We start from the raw sequence: 14,379 nt of genomic DNA, 5'->3' as shown, positions 1-14,379 counted from the left end.
TATGCAGGCGAAATTGCACGATGTGATGTTGTAACCTTGCTTCGGCTTGGCTACATGGCGGTCGTGAGTTTCGTCCTGCACCGTCCCAACTGGCTGTCGAGTCTCGATCGCTTCGCGATCGGGTTGTCGGGTTTGTGCGTCGTGCATTGTCTCGCGACGTCGGTGCTCCTCGCGCTGGCATCGGCGGCGGGGGGCATGCTGCTCGACCCCATCTTTCACGAGATCGGGCTGACGCTGGCGATCGTGATGGGCGCGGTGGCGCTGGGTCGCGGCATCCTGATCCACGGCTACGCGATGCCGGCCGCGATGGGCGCATTCGGACTGGGCGTCATGGCCGGGGCGATGAACCTGCCGCATGACGGCTCCGGCGGCGAAGCGCTGTGGACGATCGTCGGCGTTGGTCTACTCGCGTTCGGTCACGACCTGAACCGCCGCGCCACCACCTGAGGCGGGCAGCTAAGGCGGCGCTTGCCCGCGGGGGCACGTCACCTTATCTCATGACGTATGGCGCACGCGCACGATCATCATGAGCCGGAGGGCGACGCCCTCTTCACCGCGGCGCAGGCGACGCTGGAGAAATCCGGCGAGCAATGGACCGCGATGCGCGCCAGCGTGTTCGAGGCGCTGGCGGGGTTCGCCAAGCCCGCGTCCGCCTACGACATCGCCGATGCCGTCTCGAAGCGGGAGGGGCGGCGCGTCGCGGCCAACAGCGTGTATCGCATCCTTGACCTGTTCGTCGGATCGAACCTCGCCCGCAGGGTCGAAAGCGCGAACGCCTATGTGGCGAACGCGCATCCGGACTGTCTCCACGACTGTATCTTCCTCGTCTGCGATCAGTGCGGCCAGACGACTCACCTCGACAACGACAGCGTTACCGGCGGTGTCCGCGCGGCGGCGAGCGCGGCAGGGTTCCAGCCGGTCCGCCCGGTGATCGAGGTTCGCGGCCGATGCGCGGATTGCCGGGTGAACTGAAGCACCGAACCCGTAGCGGCCACGTGCACGCCTGGTGCAGAACGGGACAAGAATTCGCCCATCACCGGTTGCAATCGACACCACCGCCGGGGTGGGATAAACCGCCGCCATGTCTGATACCCCCGCAACCCCGTTGCTCGACACCGTTTCGACCCCGGCCGACCTCCGCACCCTGAAGCCGGAACAGCTTCGCCAGCTTGCCGACGAACTCCGCACCGAGACGATCGCCGCGGTCGGCATGACCGGCGGGCATCTCGGATCGGGACTCGGCGTGGTCGAGCTGACGACCGCGATCCATTATGTCTTCGACACGCCGCGCGACCGGCTGGTGTGGGACGTCGGTCACCAATGCTATCCGCACAAGATCCTGACCGGTCGCCGCGACCGTATCCGCACGCTGCGGCAGGGTGGCGGGCTGAGCGGCTTCACCAAGCGCTCGGAAAGCGAATACGACCCGTTCGGCGCGGCACACTCGTCGACCTCGATCTCCGCCGCGCTGGGCTTCGCGATCGCCAACAAGCTGGCGGGCACGCCCGGCAAGGGCATCGCCGTGATTGGCGACGGCGCGATGTCGGCGGGCATGGCGTACGAGGCGATGAACAATGCCGAGCAGGCGGGCAACCGGCTGGTCGTCATCCTGAACGACAACGACATGTCGATCGCGCCGCCGGTCGGGGGGCTGTCCGCCTATCTGTCGCGAATCGTATCGAGTCGCGAGTTCCTCGGCCTGCGCGAACTCATGAAGAAGTTCGCGCGCAAGCTGCCGCGGCCGTTCCATACCGCCGCACGCAAGACCGACGAGTTCGCCCGCGGCATGACGATGGGCGGTACGTTGTTCGAGGAGCTGGGCTTTTATTATGTCGGCCCGATCGACGGCCATAATCTCGACCACCTGATCCCGGTGCTGGAGAATGTCCGCGACGCCGAGGAGGGACCGATCCTCGTCCATGTCGTGACGAAGAAGGGCAAGGGCTATGGCCCGGCCGAGGCGGCGGCGGACAAATATCACGGCGTCCAGAAGTTCGACGTCATCACCGGCGCTCAGGCCAAGGCACCGCCGGGACCGCCGCAATATCAGAATGTGTTCGGCCAGCAGCTGGTCAAGGAAGCCGAGCGCGACCCGACGATCTGCGCGATCACCGCGGCGATGCCGTCGGGCACCGGCCTCGATAAGTTCGCACAGGCATTCCCCGACCGCTGCTTCGATGTCGGCATCGCCGAGCAGCACGCGGTGACCTTCGCCGCCGGCCTCGCCGCGCAGGGGATGCGCCCGTTCTGCGCGATCTATTCGACCTTCCTCCAGCGTGCCTACGATCAGGTCGTCCACGACGTCGCGATCCAGAACCTGCCGGTGCGCTTCGCGATCGACCGCGCCGGGCTGGTCGGTGCCGACGGCGCGACACACGCCGGATCGTTCGACGTCACCTATCTCGCGACGCTGCCCAATTTCGTCGTGATGGCGGCGGCGGACGAGGCGGAGCTGGTGCACATGACGCACACCTGCGCGCTGCACGACAGCGGCCCGATCGCGGTCCGCTATCCGCGCGGCGCGGGTATCGGCATCGACCTGCCGGACCAGCCGCAGCGGCTGGAGATCGGCAAGGGGCGGGTGGTGCGTGAGGGCAAGACCGTCGCGATCCTGTCGCTCGGCACCCGGCTGGAGGAGGCGCTGAAAGCCGCCGAGCAGCTGGAGGCCAAGGGGCTGTCGACGACGGTCGCCGATCTGCGTTTTGCCAAGCCGCTCGACGAGGCGCTGATCCGTCGCCTGCTGACCACGCACGAGGTCGCGGTGACGATCGAGGAGGGCGCGGTCGGCGGGCTCGGCGCGCACGTGCTGACGCTGGCGAGTGACGAGGGGCTGATCGACGGCGGGCTCAAGCTGCGCACGATGCGCCTGCCCGATACGTTCCAGGATCAGGACAAGCCGGAGGTGCAGTATGCCGCCGCCGGCCTAGACGCGGACGGCATCGTCACGACCGTGCTGACCGCGCTGCGCCACAACAGCGCGACGGTGCCGGAGGGGGCGCGGGCTTGAAGGGCTGGACGGCGGTCGTCGTCCTCACCGGCCTGCTGCTGGTGATGCTGGTCGGCGTCAACGTCCACCTCTGGCGCCGGATGAAGGCCGCGACCGCCGCCGCCCGCGCTGAGAAGGAGCGGGCCGTGGAGCGGGACGGCGAGCCGGTCGATGGCTGATCAGTCGATGTCCGGGGCCGCGGCGGTGGACCTGCCGCTGACGGGCATCGAGCGCCGCGTGCTCGCCCTGCTGGCCGAGGGACAAACCGCCAAGACCGCCGCGGTCGAACTCGGCCTGACCGAGAATGCGGTCAACGAACGCCTGCGCGAGGCGCGGCGCAAGACCGGCGTTGGCAGCAGCCGCGAACTCGCCCGCAAGCTGGCGGCGGCGAGCGCCTCCCAAGAAAATCGGGACGAGGAAATCGGGATGGCCGCCGCGCCGCCCGCGGTTCAGCGCGTCGTCACGGACCCGCCGCACCGTGCGGCGGGCCGCTGGCCGAAGGTGCTGATCGCCATGTCTATCCTGATCTCGGCGGGGTTGCTCGCCTACTTGCTCCTGCCGCAGCAAACCGCGCCGATCGCGCCCGATCCTCTGTTGGGCTCTTTCGAGATGAAGTCGTTTCCCGGCGTCGAGGCCCTGTACGGTAAGCTCCGCCGCGAGAGGCGAGACACGGGTTGGGTCACCACGACCGAAGCGGCGTTGCTCAACCGCTATGGATGGATCGCAGGGTTGAGCAGGCTTCGCGCAACATGCGCGTCGACATTGTGCGAGATTGCGGGTGAAATCGAGGACGAGCGAGGGGGCAAGACGCTCGAACAGTTGCAGGACTACCGGTTCATTCGTCCTGCAGACATGGGCTTCACACTCGAAGGCACCTTCATGGTCGCCGCCGGGCCAGACGGTAAAGGCGTGTTCGTCGCCTATCATCATCGCGTCAGCCGCGAAGTTCCCAAGATCAGCCGCAGCCGTCCCGCCGACGCAACTGTCGTACCTGCTGGTCCCGTGACGATATCGGTGACGTTCGATCGGCCAATGCAGCGTGACAGCTACTCCTTCACATCGACGGACGTAGCGGGGTATCCCGATTGTGATCCCCGGCCGCAGGTGTCCGCAGACGGCCGAACCTTTTCCCTCCACTGCACGGCGTCGGCCGGCAAGGCGTATGCCGTCGGCATCAACTACGGTCAGTTCAGGAACTTCGTCGGTGCCAATGGAACACCGGCGCGGCCTGGGGTCATCCGATTCTCCACGCGCTGACGTGGTTGCGAGCGGAGCGAGGCGGCCCACGTCGGCTCTCGCGGCTTGGATTGCTTCGCTTCGCCCGCGATGACCGGCGGAGCGATCAATCCTCTCGTGAAGTCTGGAGGCCAGTGACTGTTTCCCGCCCGCGCGGAACTACGGAGAAACCGCCTCGAATGGTGAGGGAAGCGCGGCGTTTTTTATCTTTCGTCATCCAAGGGTGTTCCCGGCGTCCTACCTCATTCAACCCCGCGCACCCCGCCGCACCGCTTCGGCAGGCGTCGCCAGCACCCGCCGCGCGTCGCCCGGTGTGCGTTGATGCCCCCGCCCGTCGCCGCTGGCGGCGATCACGCGTTCCAGCAGGTCTTGACCGTCATGCCACGCACCGAGGCCGCTCGCCGCGTTGATGTGGCCCAGCGCGCCGACCTCCTCGAAATGGCTGCCCCATTCCGCGGCCAGGCTGTGGGCTCGCTGCGACGTGATCCACGGATCGTCGGTCGATGCGACCACGATCGACGGGAACGGCAGCGCGCCGCGCGGGGCGGGTGCGAACCCGCTGATCTCCGGCGGCGCATCGGCGCGGTCGACATCGGCCGGGGCCACCAGCAGCGCCCCCGCCACCGGCCACCCATAGGGTTGCGGGCTGAGCGATGCCCACCACGCCACGGCGATGCAGCCGAGCGAATGCGCGACGAGGATCACCGGTGCCTGCGCGGTCGATATCGCCTGATCCAGCTTCGTCACCCAGCTGTTGCGATGCGGCGTGTTCCACATCCCGAGCTCGGCGCGGATCGCGTCGTGCCGCTCGCGCTCCCACAGACTTTGCCAATGCGACGGGCCGGAGCCGCCAAGGCCCGGCACGGTCAAGATGGTCGGCTGTACGCCCTCGAATGGAGCGAACGATCCCATGACGCCTCTCCTTCTATTCAATCGAAGGGGCGTGGGCTTCCGGCGCTCTAGGGCACGCCGTCGGGCCACGCCCCCCGCTCACGAAGCTATTCCTACTAGCTTGGTAGACAATAGCGATTCGGGTCTGCTGCGCCGGTGCGACGCCGGGTTGCGGCAGGACGTTGGCAGCGCGATAGGGGCGCATGCCGAAACTGCGCGCAGACCAGATGCTCGTCGATCGCGGGCTTGCCGAATCGAGGACGCGAGCGGCTGCGCTGATCATGGCCGGGCTGGTGTTCGTCGGCGATCGCAAGCTCGACAAGCCGGGGCAGCAGCTGGCGGACGACGTCGTGCTCGACGTGCGCGGGCGCGATCATCCGTGGGTGTCGCGCGGCGGCATCAAGCTGGCGCACGGGCTCGACGAGCTTGGCTGGGACGTGACCGGAGCGGTGGCGATCGACGTCGGCTCCTCCACGGGCGGCTTCACCGACGTGCTGCTGACCCGCGGGGCGGCGAAGGTCTATGCCGTCGACAGTGGAACGAACCAGCTCGCGTGGAAGCTGCGGCAGGACGCGCGGGTCGTCGTGCACGAACAGACCAGCGCGCGGATCCTGACCGACGCGCATATTCCGGAGCCGGTCGATCTGGTGGTCTGCGACGCCAGCTTCATCGGGCTGGCCAAGGTGCTGGAGCGGCCGCTGTCCTTCGCGAAACCGGGTGCACGCCTGCTCGCGCTGATCAAGCCGCAGTTCGAGGCGGGGCGGGGCGAGGTCGGCAAGGGCGGCGTCGTCCGCGATCCCGTCATCCACGCCCGCGTCTGCGCGGAGGTCGCGGCATGGCTGGACAGCGCGGGCTGGCAAGTCGCGGCGACCATGACCAGCCCGATCACGGGGCCGGAGGGGAACGTCGAATTCCTGATCGGCGCGGTGCGGACCTAGCGCGTTCAGGCGTGGCGGTACGCCCGAACACTCACGCTCCGTCATGTCGCGCTCGTCCCGGTATGGCGGTCGGGGATCGATGCGTCTGCAAGAACGGCTCCCACTTTCGCCGTTGAAACGGAATCCGTAGGCCAGCTTTACGCCACCCCGCATGTCGGGCATCACCTGCGAAACGACGGACAGGAGCGCGCGTGGGCGGGATCGCATCGAAGGGCCAGTTGAGGGCGTCGTTCCTGCGCTGGGCGGTGTTCACCGTGCCGCTGCTCTTGCTGCTGGGCTTCCTGTCCGGGCGCGCGGTCCCGGCCGGCAGTGAAAATGCGTGGTATTTGGCGCTGAACAAGCCGTCGGTGAACCCGCCCGACATCGTCTTCCCGATCGTGTGGACCACGCTCTACATCCTGCTCGGGCTGGCGCTGGCGATGATCCTCAACGCGCGCGGGGCACGCGGGCGCGGCTTCGCGATCCTGCTGTTCGTGCTCGCCTTCGGGCTGTCGCTCGGCTGGACGCCGCTGTTCTTCGGCGCGCATCAAGTGTTGCTCGCCGCCGTGGTGATCGCGGGCATGCTGGTGCTGGGCATCGCCACCACCGTCGCGTTCGGGCGAATTCGCAGTGCGGCGGCGTGGTTGATGGTGCCGTATCTGGTGTGGATCAGCTTCGCGGGCGTGCTGACGTGGAGCATCCACCGCCTGAACCCCGATGCGGAAACCCTTGTGCCGACGGCCCGTACATCCCAGATGCTGTAGACGGAACTTTCAAGGAACGACGATGCAATCCGAAAACCGCCTCCTCGACGATGTCGCCAAGCTGTTCAACGGCGCGGCGGGTACGATCGCCGGCATGGGGCGGGAAGCCGAGTCGAGCGCCCGGTCGCGCGCACGCGAGTGGATCGGCGGGCTCGATTTCGTCAGCCGCGACGAGTTCGACGCGGTGAAGGCGATGGCCGCGGCGGCGCGCGACGAGGCGGACGCCCTGCGCGCCCGGCTCGACGCGCTGGAGGCGAAGCCGGCGTCGGCCGCGCCCTCGCCGAACGCTGCATTGGACTAACCTTAGCCTAACCTTCCGCGCCCTGCACAGGCGTCTCGCATCGCGCGCCGTGATGCGGCATAAGGAGCAGGATGCTCGACCAGACCGACCACGACGACAACGAACCGTCTGCCCCGATCGATATGCTCGAGGCGTATTACGCCGCCCATAATTGGGAATTCGAGCGACACGACGACGAGATCGTCGCGTCGATCAAGGGCAGCTGGACGACCTACGAACTGCGCGCCCTCTGGCGCGACGATGACAGCGTCCTGCAATTCCTGGCTTTTCCAGACATCAAGGCCACCGACGATCGCCGGCCGGCGCTGTACGAGGCGATCGGCCTCGTCAACGAACAGCTCTGGATCGGGCACTTCGAATTGTGGTCGTCTAGCGGTATCCTGCTGTACCGCCACGCCGCGCTGGTCGACGGCGAGGAAGAGCCGATGCTGAGCCTGTCGGGCGCCGAGTTGCTGGTCGAGTCGGCGATCGAGGAATGCGAGCGCTTCTATCCCGTGTTCCAGTTCGTCCTGTGGGGCGGCAAGAGCCCGCGCGAGGCTTTGGCCGCGGCACTGGTCGAAACGCACGGCGAGGCATGAGCGCGCCGCTCGTTCTGGACGGTCCGCTGTGGATGATCGGCTGCGGCAACATGGGCGGCGCGATGCTGACCCGCTGGATCGCCGCCGGGCTCGATCCGCGACAGGTCACGGTCGTCACCCGCACGATGCGCCCGGTACCGGACGGGGTCCGCCACCTAACCGCTATTCCGCTTGACGAACGACCAGACGTGCTGGTGCTGGCGGTCAAGCCGCAGCAACTGGACATCGTCGCGCCGGCGCTATCAGGATTGTCGCCGGCGGTGCTGGTGTCGATCCTCGCAGGCGTCGAGGAGGCGGCACTCGCCGGACGCATCCCGTCGGCCGCGATCGTTCGCGCCATGCCCAACCTGCCGGTGGCGATCGGGCGCGGTGTGACTGCGCTCCACACGAGTAGCACAGACTTCGCCGTGCATGCGCTGGCGGAGGCGCTGGCCGCACCGCTCGGTTTGGTGGAGTGGATCGCGGACGCTGCCGACTATGACGCGGTGACGGCGTTGGCGGGCTGTGGCCCCGGCTTCGTGTTCCGCTTCGCCGAGGCGCTGGCGGAGGCGGGCGCGGCGCTCGGGTTGCCCGCGGATCAGGCGCTCCGCCTCGCCCGTGCGACGCTGGCCGGCGCCGCTGACATGCTCGCCGCCAGCGACGAGACGCCTGCGACTCTGGCCGATCGGGTGGCCAGCCCCGGTGGCTCGACTCGCGAGGGGCTGAACGTTCTCGACCGGGACGACGCTTTGAAGCGGCTGTTGAGGGCGACGCTCGCCGCCTCGGCAGAGCGCAACGCCGCCATGGCGGCGGCGGCGCGCTAGGTCAGTCGCGCAGCCCCTGGACCTGCCCGCGTTCCTCCTCTGGGATCAGGCCCTCCAGTACCGCCCAATAGCCTGCGACGGCAGCTTGACCCGCGCTGGCATAGGCGGCGGACATCAACTGCCGCACCCCCTCGAACAGGTCGCTTTCCATCTCTACCCCGGCGGGCGTCAGCCGCAACAGCCGCTGCCGCCGGTCACGATCGCCCGCACGCGTCTCGACCAGCCCGCGCTCGGCGAGTTCGGTCAGCACGCGGCCGAGCGACTGTTTGGTGATCGCCAGCAGCGACAGCAGTTCGCTGACCGTCAAATCCGGCTTTCGGGCAACGAAGTACAAGGCGCGGTGGTGAGCCCGTCCGAGACCCTCCGCCGCCAGAACGCGATCAGCCGATTTCGTGAGGTGTGCGTGACCGAAGTACAGCAATTCCATACCTCTGCGGAGCTCGGGCTCGCGGAGGAACAGGGCGGGGGCAGAAGGTGCAGCGGCAGCCATGTTGACCCGTTTAGACATCCGTCTTAGGCGACCGCAACACCAAAAAACGCCAGAAAGACGCCGATGCCCAGTTCCTTCCGGTTCGACCCCAATGCCTCGCCGGTCGCCAGCACCGATCGGGCGGAGCGGATGATCGACCCAGGGTTCGGCCGCGTCTTCACCGATCACATGGCGGTCATCCGCTTTTCCGACGCCGATGGCTGGCACGATCCGCACGTCACCGCCCGCGCGCCGTTGCAGATCGATCCGGCGTCGTCGGTGCTTCATTATGCGCAGGAGATTTTCGAGGGCCTGAAGGCATACCGGCTGGAGGATGGCGGCACCGCGCTGTTCCGCCCCGACGCGAATGCCCGCCGCTTTCAGGACAGCGCGCGCCGGTTGGCGATGCCGGAACTGCCGGAAAACCTGTTCATCGAGTCGATCGAGCGGCTGGTCGATGCCGACCGCGACTGGATACCCGGCGGCGAGGGGGCCTTGTACCTTCGCCCCTTCATGTTCGCGTCCGAAGTATTCCTTGGCGTCAAGCCGGCGGCCGAATACCTGTACATGGTCATCGCCTCCTCGGTCGGTGCCTATTGGAAGGGCGGCATGCGCCCGATCACCGTCTGGGTCAGCCGCGAGCATACCCGCGCCGCCGCTGGCGGCACCGGCGCCGCCAAGTGCGGCGGCAACTACGCCGCCAGCCTGATCGCGCAAAAGGCGGCGATCGCGGAGGGGTGCGATCAGGTCGTGTTCCTCGACGCGGTCGATCGCCGCTGGGTCGAGGAGCTGGGCGGCATGAACCTATTCTTCGTCCTCGACGACGGGACGCTGGTGACGCCGCCGCTGACCGGCACGATCCTGCCGGGCATCACCCGCGATTCGCTGATCACGCTCGCCCGTGCCGACGGGCTGACGGTGCGCGAGGAACCCTATGCGATCGACCAGTGGCGGGCCGATGCGCAGAGCGGCCGTTTGGTCGAGGCGTTCGCCTGCGGCACCGCGGCGGTCGTCACTCCGGTCGGCAACGTCAAGGATGCCGAGGGCGACTTTGCGATCAGCGGCGGCGGCACCGGCCAGATCACGCAGCGCCTGCATCAGGCACTCAACGCCATCCAGCGCGGCACCGCGCCCGATCCGCACAACTGGCTGCATCGCCTGGGCTGAACAGGCTTCCTTCTCTCGCGAGCGTCGCTATAAGGCCGCGCTCCACTGGGGCGTCGCCAAGCGGTAAGGCAGCGGCTTTTGGTGCCGCCATGCGCAGGTTCGAATCCTGCCGCCCCAGCCAATCCGTTTTCCCGGGTCGTCCGGGGGCATCCCGGAACGTCCCGATAATCACTGGCTGATCAACGACTTGCCGCGGGTTTGCGTCCCGGGACGTCTCGCGACCGACCGTTGCAGCCCGACCCGGTTGTTGGTACAATTTTCGGTTGCTTCGTCATCCATACCAACAGATTTTGGCGTCGCGGGATTCGAACCTGTTTCGGAGGCTCGACGTACCAACATGCTTACCAACATCGCGATCATGTCGCTTGCGCCAGAAGACCGCCCGTACAAGCGGTTCGACAGCGGCGGACTGTTCATTCATGTCCAACCCAACGGCGCCAAGCTGTGACGTTTCGCCTACCGCTTCGCCGGCGAGCAGAAGCTGCTCTCGGGCGGACCTTATCCGCAGCTGTCGCTGCTCGCGGCACGTGCCTGGCACGACGAGATGAAGCAGCAACTCGCGCTCGGACGCGATCCGTCTGAGGAACGACGGCAAGAGCGGGCCGCCGCGGACGCGCAACAAAGCGAGCGCGTGCGCAACAGGTTCGAACGTGTCGCGCTCGAGTGGCTCGAGATCCGTCTGCTATCTGGACTCCGCGCTACGCGGCGCTGGTCACGCGCCGACTCGAGGCTGATATCTTTCCGGTCATCGGACCACTCGACATCGCGCGCATTGCGCCTCGGCAGATCCTCGACGCGATCCGGAAGATCGAGACGTGGGGCGCGATCGAGATGGCCTGGCGGGTGAAGAATCATTGCAGCGAAATCTTCCGCTACGCGATCCTGGACGGACGCTGCGAAACGAGTCCCTGCCGCGATCTCAATCCTGCCATGTCGAAGCCGCGACCCGTAGCGCACCGGGCAAAGGTGCAGGCGCGGGACCTTCCCGATTTCTTCGCGAAGCTGAACGCCGTTAAGGGGGAGCGTCTTAGCCATCTCGCCCTGCGGTGGACCATGCTGACCATAGTGCGCACGCAGGAGACCCGGTTCGCCGAATGATCGGAGTTCGAGGGCTCGACGGGCCGGAACCCTTATGGCGGCTTTCGCCTCAGCGAATGAAGATGCGGGCTGAGCATCTCGTCCCGCTGTCGCGCCAGGCGCTGGACATCCTCGACGGGCTTCGCGAACTGAGCGTCTGGCACGCCAACGGCCCGCACTGTCTCGGACGCTTCCTGTTCCCGGTCGCGGATTCCGAGACGCTGACGATCAGCGAAAACCGCATGCCCGACATCATGTACCGCATCGGGCCTCGCGGAAAGGCCACGGTCCATAAATTTTGTGGCCTCGCTAGCACGGTCCTTAACGAGAGCGGATCGTTCGAACCGGACTGGATCGAGCATCAACTCGCCCATCAGCCTCAGGGGGGGCCAGCCGCGTACAACGCGGCTCGCTATCTCGTGCACCGACGGCCGATGACGCAATGGCGGGCCGATTATCTTGATGCGGCCGAGGTCAAGGCAATGCAGGGAGACAAACTGCTGCCGCGCTGCCGCAGGCCGGGATGCTGCTCAGCGCTCTTCCCGAAAACCGCCCGGATCGTCGAGCCAGCGCTGCACGGCTGAAACCTTCCACCTGACGGTCCGCCGCGTAAGCGACACCTGCTTCGGGGAACAGCCTTCTCCGATCAACCGGTACAGTGATGATCGGGGGAGGCCCGTTGCTGCGATCACGGACGCGAGACGCAGGTACCCATCGCTCATTCGAGTCATCCCAAGTGACGGGCCTGCCTGCCTACCCATTGATCGGCTGGTGTTAACAGAAACGCAAGGCCGCACTGGTCGTAACATTGCGTATAGTGCGCCGAGGCAGATTGGACACATCTCGAACCTTTTCAAACAGCCTTCAGTTGAGCCTCGGCGGATTATCGAAGCATTCAAGGCACTTCGCGACGAAGCGGCATGGTGGGCGTCTCTCTAAAAGCAGCCAGTCCGTTTTTCGGCAAAGCTGGTGGTAAGTGGCCGGGCCACTTTCCGCCGCCCACGTCAGGTAAGCGGACGTTCGTTCAGACGGATCTTGATCGTTTACCTCGCCCCGGTTCGAACGAGACGCCTCGACGGGCGGATGGTCGAGGCGCTGGACCAGCACGACCTGTTAGCGAGCACGCCGTCACGGGCCGGAATTGGATGAACGCGCTGCTTCGTTCCGCGGGCATCTCGCGTCACGCGCTTCGCGGGTGCGACATCGACGACGCGCTGCGGAAGACCGCGACCGGGATCCTGGTGGCGGTGTTGGGCGGCGCACAGCTCAAGCGCGAGGTGCATCGCCTTTAAGCGGGGGGCGGAGCGGGCGATGCTGGAGCTCCGGCGCACCATGCGTTGGCCGACGCGATAGCGGGACTTGCGCAGTGGCCGCGTATTCCGGACGCCGCGAAAGCTTAGGCCGTCGCCCACGGCTAAGTCACGATAATCCTCGTCAAGGCGGTAAGATCACACTGTACGACGGCAAGGAGGCACGCTCGACGGGCTATGGACGCCGCGAGTTGAAGCCGGTTGCTCTCCAAGCCCCGACGCGCGACACGTCGCGCAGAGGAGAGCGGACGATGATCGCCAAGCGGCGGACGGTGACGATCGTGGGCGGCGGCACGGCCGGCTGGATGGCGGCGGCCCTGCTGTCCCGCCTGCTGATCGACGGCTACGACATCCGCCTGATCGAATCCGACGAGATCGGCACGATCGGCGTCGGCGAGGCGACCATTCCCAGCATCCGCACCTTCTGCGGACTGGCCGGTGTCGATCAGGTCGCGATGATCCGCGCTACGCAGGCGACGTTCAAGCTGGGCATCGAATTCGTCGACTGGCGCGATCGCGGCCACAGCTACATCCACGGCTTCGGCAAGATCGGGCAGGACCTGATGTGGCTGCACCCGCACCAGTTCTGGCTGAAATACGCGCCGCGGGGACAGGCGAAGCATTTCGACACCTATGCGGTGAACTGCGTCGCGGCGCGCCTAAACCGTTTCGCGCTTCCCGACACGCGCCAGCCGGAGTCGCCGATGGCGGGCATCGACTACGCCTATCACTTCGACGCGTCGCTCTTCGCGCAGTTCCTGCGCACGACCTGCGAAGCGCGCGGAGTCGAGCGGATCGAGGGGCGGATCGTGTCGGTCGAACAACGACCCGACGACGGTTTCGTCGACCACCTCGTGCTGGCGGACGGCCGCAGCGTGGACGGCGACCTGTTCGTCGACTGCTCCGGCATGCGCGGACTGCTGATCGGGCAGACGCTGGGCGTAGGTTATGAAGACTGGAGCCGCTGGCTCCTGTGCGACTCCGCGCTGGCGGTCCCGTGCGAAAGCGTGTCGCCACTGACGCCCTACACCCGCTCCACCGCGCGCGACGCCGGCTGGCAGTGGCGCATTCCGCTGCAGCACCGGATCGGCAACGGCCATGTCTATGCCAGCTCGCATGTCGGCGACCAGGCGGCGGCGGACACGCTGCTGGCAAACCTCGACGGCAAGCCACTCGCCGATCCGCGACCGGTGCGATTCCGGCCGGGCAAGCGGGAGCGAGCATGGGAGAAGAACGTCGTCGCGATCGGGCTGGCGAGCGGATTTCTGGAGCCGCTGGAATCGACCAGCATCCACCTGATCCACACCGGCCTGCTGCGGCTGATCTCACTGTTCCCGCGCGAGGATTTCGACGCGCGCGACATCGCCGAATACAACCGCCAGACCGACTTCGAATATTGCGACATTCGCGACTTCATCATCGCCCACTACAAGGTCACCGATCGCGAGGACACCGACTTCTGGCGCTATTGCAAGACGATGGACGTGCCCGACAGTCTGAAGGAGCGGCTCGACTTGTTCGCATCCTCGGCGCGCTTCTTCGTCCGCAACAAGGCCGAACTGTTCCGCGAGGAAAGCTGGGTGCAGGTGCTGCTGGGGCAGGGCATGGCGATGCGGTACGACCCGATGGTGGACATGATCCCCGACGATCAGGCGATCGATTTCCTGTCGGACATCGAGGCCGTCGTGGCCGATTGCGCCCGCGCGATGCCCGACCACTCTGTCTATATTCAGCGCAACTGTAGCGTGGCGGCCACACCTGTGATGCGACCACCGGTAGGAGGATTGACAGTGCGCGTATGAAAGCGTCTTAACGTCGCTCAGGGACCAGCCTTAACGCTGGCTCGAGAATGTAACCGGTTACGGCCGGTGGGGAGAGGG

The 14,379-nt window shown here is 66.7% G+C and carries 18 protein-coding genes, 1 tRNA gene and 1 pseudogene; 17 read left to right on the top strand and 3 right to left on the bottom strand.

The annotated features are described in order from the left end of the window. Positions 1–63 precede the first annotated feature (63 nt). The 5 genes from AC0CH8_RS04425 (at position 64) to AC0CH8_RS04405 (ending at position 4,243) form a co-directional block, all read left to right on the top strand. A complete protein-coding gene (locus AC0CH8_RS04425) occupies positions 64–447 on the top strand; it encodes a MerC domain-containing protein (protein ID WP_465238860.1) in 384 nt (127 codons plus the stop codon). 57 nt (positions 448–504) lie between these two features. Further along, positions 505–972: a Fur family transcriptional regulator gene (locus AC0CH8_RS04420; protein WP_204194160.1), complete on the top strand. Its 468-nt coding sequence runs from the start codon at positions 505–507 to the stop codon at positions 970–972. Positions 973–1,081: 109 nt separating this feature from the next. Further along, positions 1,082–3,007, top strand: coding sequence for a 1-deoxy-D-xylulose-5-phosphate synthase (gene dxs, locus AC0CH8_RS04415; RefSeq protein WP_465238859.1), 1,926 nt, complete (start codon positions 1,082–1,084; stop codon positions 3,005–3,007). Next, positions 3,004–3,165, top strand: a complete 162-nt coding sequence (locus tag AC0CH8_RS04410) for a hypothetical protein (protein WP_465238858.1) — start codon at positions 3,004–3,006, stop codon at positions 3,163–3,165. The genes dxs and AC0CH8_RS04410 overlap by 4 nt, the downstream gene beginning before the upstream one ends. Next, positions 3,158–4,243, top strand: coding sequence for a LuxR C-terminal-related transcriptional regulator (locus AC0CH8_RS04405; protein WP_465238857.1), 1,086 nt, complete (start codon positions 3,158–3,160; stop codon positions 4,241–4,243). The genes AC0CH8_RS04410 and AC0CH8_RS04405 overlap by 8 nt, the downstream gene beginning before the upstream one ends. 225 nt (positions 4,244–4,468) lie before the next feature. Here AC0CH8_RS04405 and AC0CH8_RS04400 read toward each other — a convergent pair whose 3' ends face one another. Further along, entirely contained in the window at positions 4,469–5,134 is a 666-nt protein-coding gene (locus AC0CH8_RS04400) for an RBBP9/YdeN family alpha/beta hydrolase (protein ID WP_204194153.1), read from the bottom strand. A gap of 182 nt (positions 5,135–5,316) precedes the next feature. On the opposite strand from AC0CH8_RS04400, the gene AC0CH8_RS04395 reads away from it, so the two are divergent. The 5 genes from AC0CH8_RS04395 to proC all read left to right on the top strand — a co-directional run bounded on the left by AC0CH8_RS04395 (position 5,317) and on the right by proC (position 8,476). Further along, positions 5,317–6,051, top strand: a complete 735-nt coding sequence (locus tag AC0CH8_RS04395; protein ID WP_465238856.1) for a TlyA family RNA methyltransferase — start codon at positions 5,317–5,319, stop codon at positions 6,049–6,051. 191 nt (positions 6,052–6,242) lie between these two features. Next, positions 6,243–6,794: a TspO/MBR family protein gene (locus tag AC0CH8_RS04390; protein ID WP_465238855.1), complete on the top strand. Its 552-nt coding sequence runs from the start codon at positions 6,243–6,245 to the stop codon at positions 6,792–6,794. A 22-nt stretch (positions 6,795–6,816) separates the two neighbouring features. Continuing rightward, positions 6,817–7,095: an accessory factor UbiK family protein gene (locus tag AC0CH8_RS04385; protein WP_465238854.1), complete on the top strand. Its 279-nt coding sequence runs from the start codon at positions 6,817–6,819 to the stop codon at positions 7,093–7,095. A gap of 71 nt (positions 7,096–7,166) precedes the next feature. Then, positions 7,167–7,673 carry a type III secretion system chaperone family protein gene (locus AC0CH8_RS04380; RefSeq protein WP_204194146.1) on the top strand — a complete coding sequence of 169 codons (507 nt, stop codon included), beginning with the start codon at positions 7,167–7,169 and terminating at the stop codon, positions 7,671–7,673. Beyond that, positions 7,670–8,476 carry a pyrroline-5-carboxylate reductase gene (proC, locus tag AC0CH8_RS04375; protein ID WP_465238853.1) on the top strand — a complete coding sequence of 269 codons (807 nt, stop codon included), beginning with the start codon at positions 7,670–7,672 and terminating at the stop codon, positions 8,474–8,476. The genes AC0CH8_RS04380 and proC overlap by 4 nt, the downstream gene beginning before the upstream one ends. A gap of 1 nt (position 8,477) precedes the next feature. On the opposite strand, the gene AC0CH8_RS04370 is transcribed toward proC, so the two are convergent. Beyond that, a complete protein-coding gene (locus AC0CH8_RS04370; RefSeq protein ID WP_465238852.1) occupies positions 8,478–8,966 on the bottom strand; it encodes a MarR family transcriptional regulator in 489 nt (162 codons plus the stop codon). A 63-nt stretch (positions 8,967–9,029) separates the two neighbouring features. On the opposite strand from AC0CH8_RS04370, the gene AC0CH8_RS04365 reads away from it, so the two are divergent. The 5 genes and pseudogenes from AC0CH8_RS04365 to AC0CH8_RS04345 all read left to right on the top strand — a co-directional run bounded on the left by AC0CH8_RS04365 (position 9,030) and on the right by AC0CH8_RS04345 (position 11,773). Further along, positions 9,030–10,112, top strand: coding sequence for a branched-chain amino acid aminotransferase (locus AC0CH8_RS04365; protein ID WP_465238851.1), 1,083 nt, complete (start codon positions 9,030–9,032; stop codon positions 10,110–10,112). Between the two features lie 46 nt (positions 10,113–10,158). Next, positions 10,159–10,233 (top strand) — tRNA-Gln (locus AC0CH8_RS04360). Between the two features lie 339 nt (positions 10,234–10,572). After that, positions 10,573–10,698 (top strand): annotated as a pseudogene (locus tag AC0CH8_RS04355) (Arm DNA-binding domain-containing protein); the annotation flags it as partial. 77 nt (positions 10,699–10,775) lie between these two features. Then, on the top strand, positions 10,776–11,210 hold the full coding sequence (locus tag AC0CH8_RS04350) for a tyrosine-type recombinase/integrase (RefSeq protein ID WP_465238850.1): 435 nt from the start codon (positions 10,776–10,778) through the stop codon (positions 11,208–11,210). A gap of 56 nt (positions 11,211–11,266) precedes the next feature. Further along, entirely contained in the window at positions 11,267–11,773 is a 507-nt protein-coding gene (locus AC0CH8_RS04345; protein ID WP_465238849.1) for a tyrosine-type recombinase/integrase, read from the top strand. On the opposite strand, the gene AC0CH8_RS04340 is transcribed toward AC0CH8_RS04345, so the two are convergent. Beyond that, a complete protein-coding gene (locus tag AC0CH8_RS04340) occupies positions 11,720–11,911 on the bottom strand; it encodes a helix-turn-helix transcriptional regulator (protein WP_465238848.1) in 192 nt (63 codons plus the stop codon). The two genes, AC0CH8_RS04345 and AC0CH8_RS04340, sit on opposite strands and share 54 nt — an antisense overlap. Before the next feature lie 423 nt (positions 11,912–12,334). Here AC0CH8_RS04340 and AC0CH8_RS04335 point away from each other — a divergent pair, with 423 nt between their 5' ends. Together AC0CH8_RS04335 and AC0CH8_RS04330 are read left to right on the top strand one after the other, a co-directional pair. Further along, positions 12,335–12,481 carry a hypothetical protein gene (locus AC0CH8_RS04335; protein WP_465238847.1) on the top strand — a complete coding sequence of 49 codons (147 nt, stop codon included), beginning with the start codon at positions 12,335–12,337 and terminating at the stop codon, positions 12,479–12,481. Between the two features lie 269 nt (positions 12,482–12,750). Beyond that, complete coding sequence (locus tag AC0CH8_RS04330) at positions 12,751–14,301, top strand: tryptophan halogenase family protein (protein ID WP_465238846.1); 1,551 nt, start codon at positions 12,751–12,753, stop codon at positions 14,299–14,301. Positions 14,302–14,379 lie beyond the last annotated feature (78 nt).

The sequence above is a fragment of the Sphingomonas sp. AC435 genome, assembly GCF_979253005.1.
This window is presented reverse-complemented; position numbering and strand designations above follow the sequence as displayed.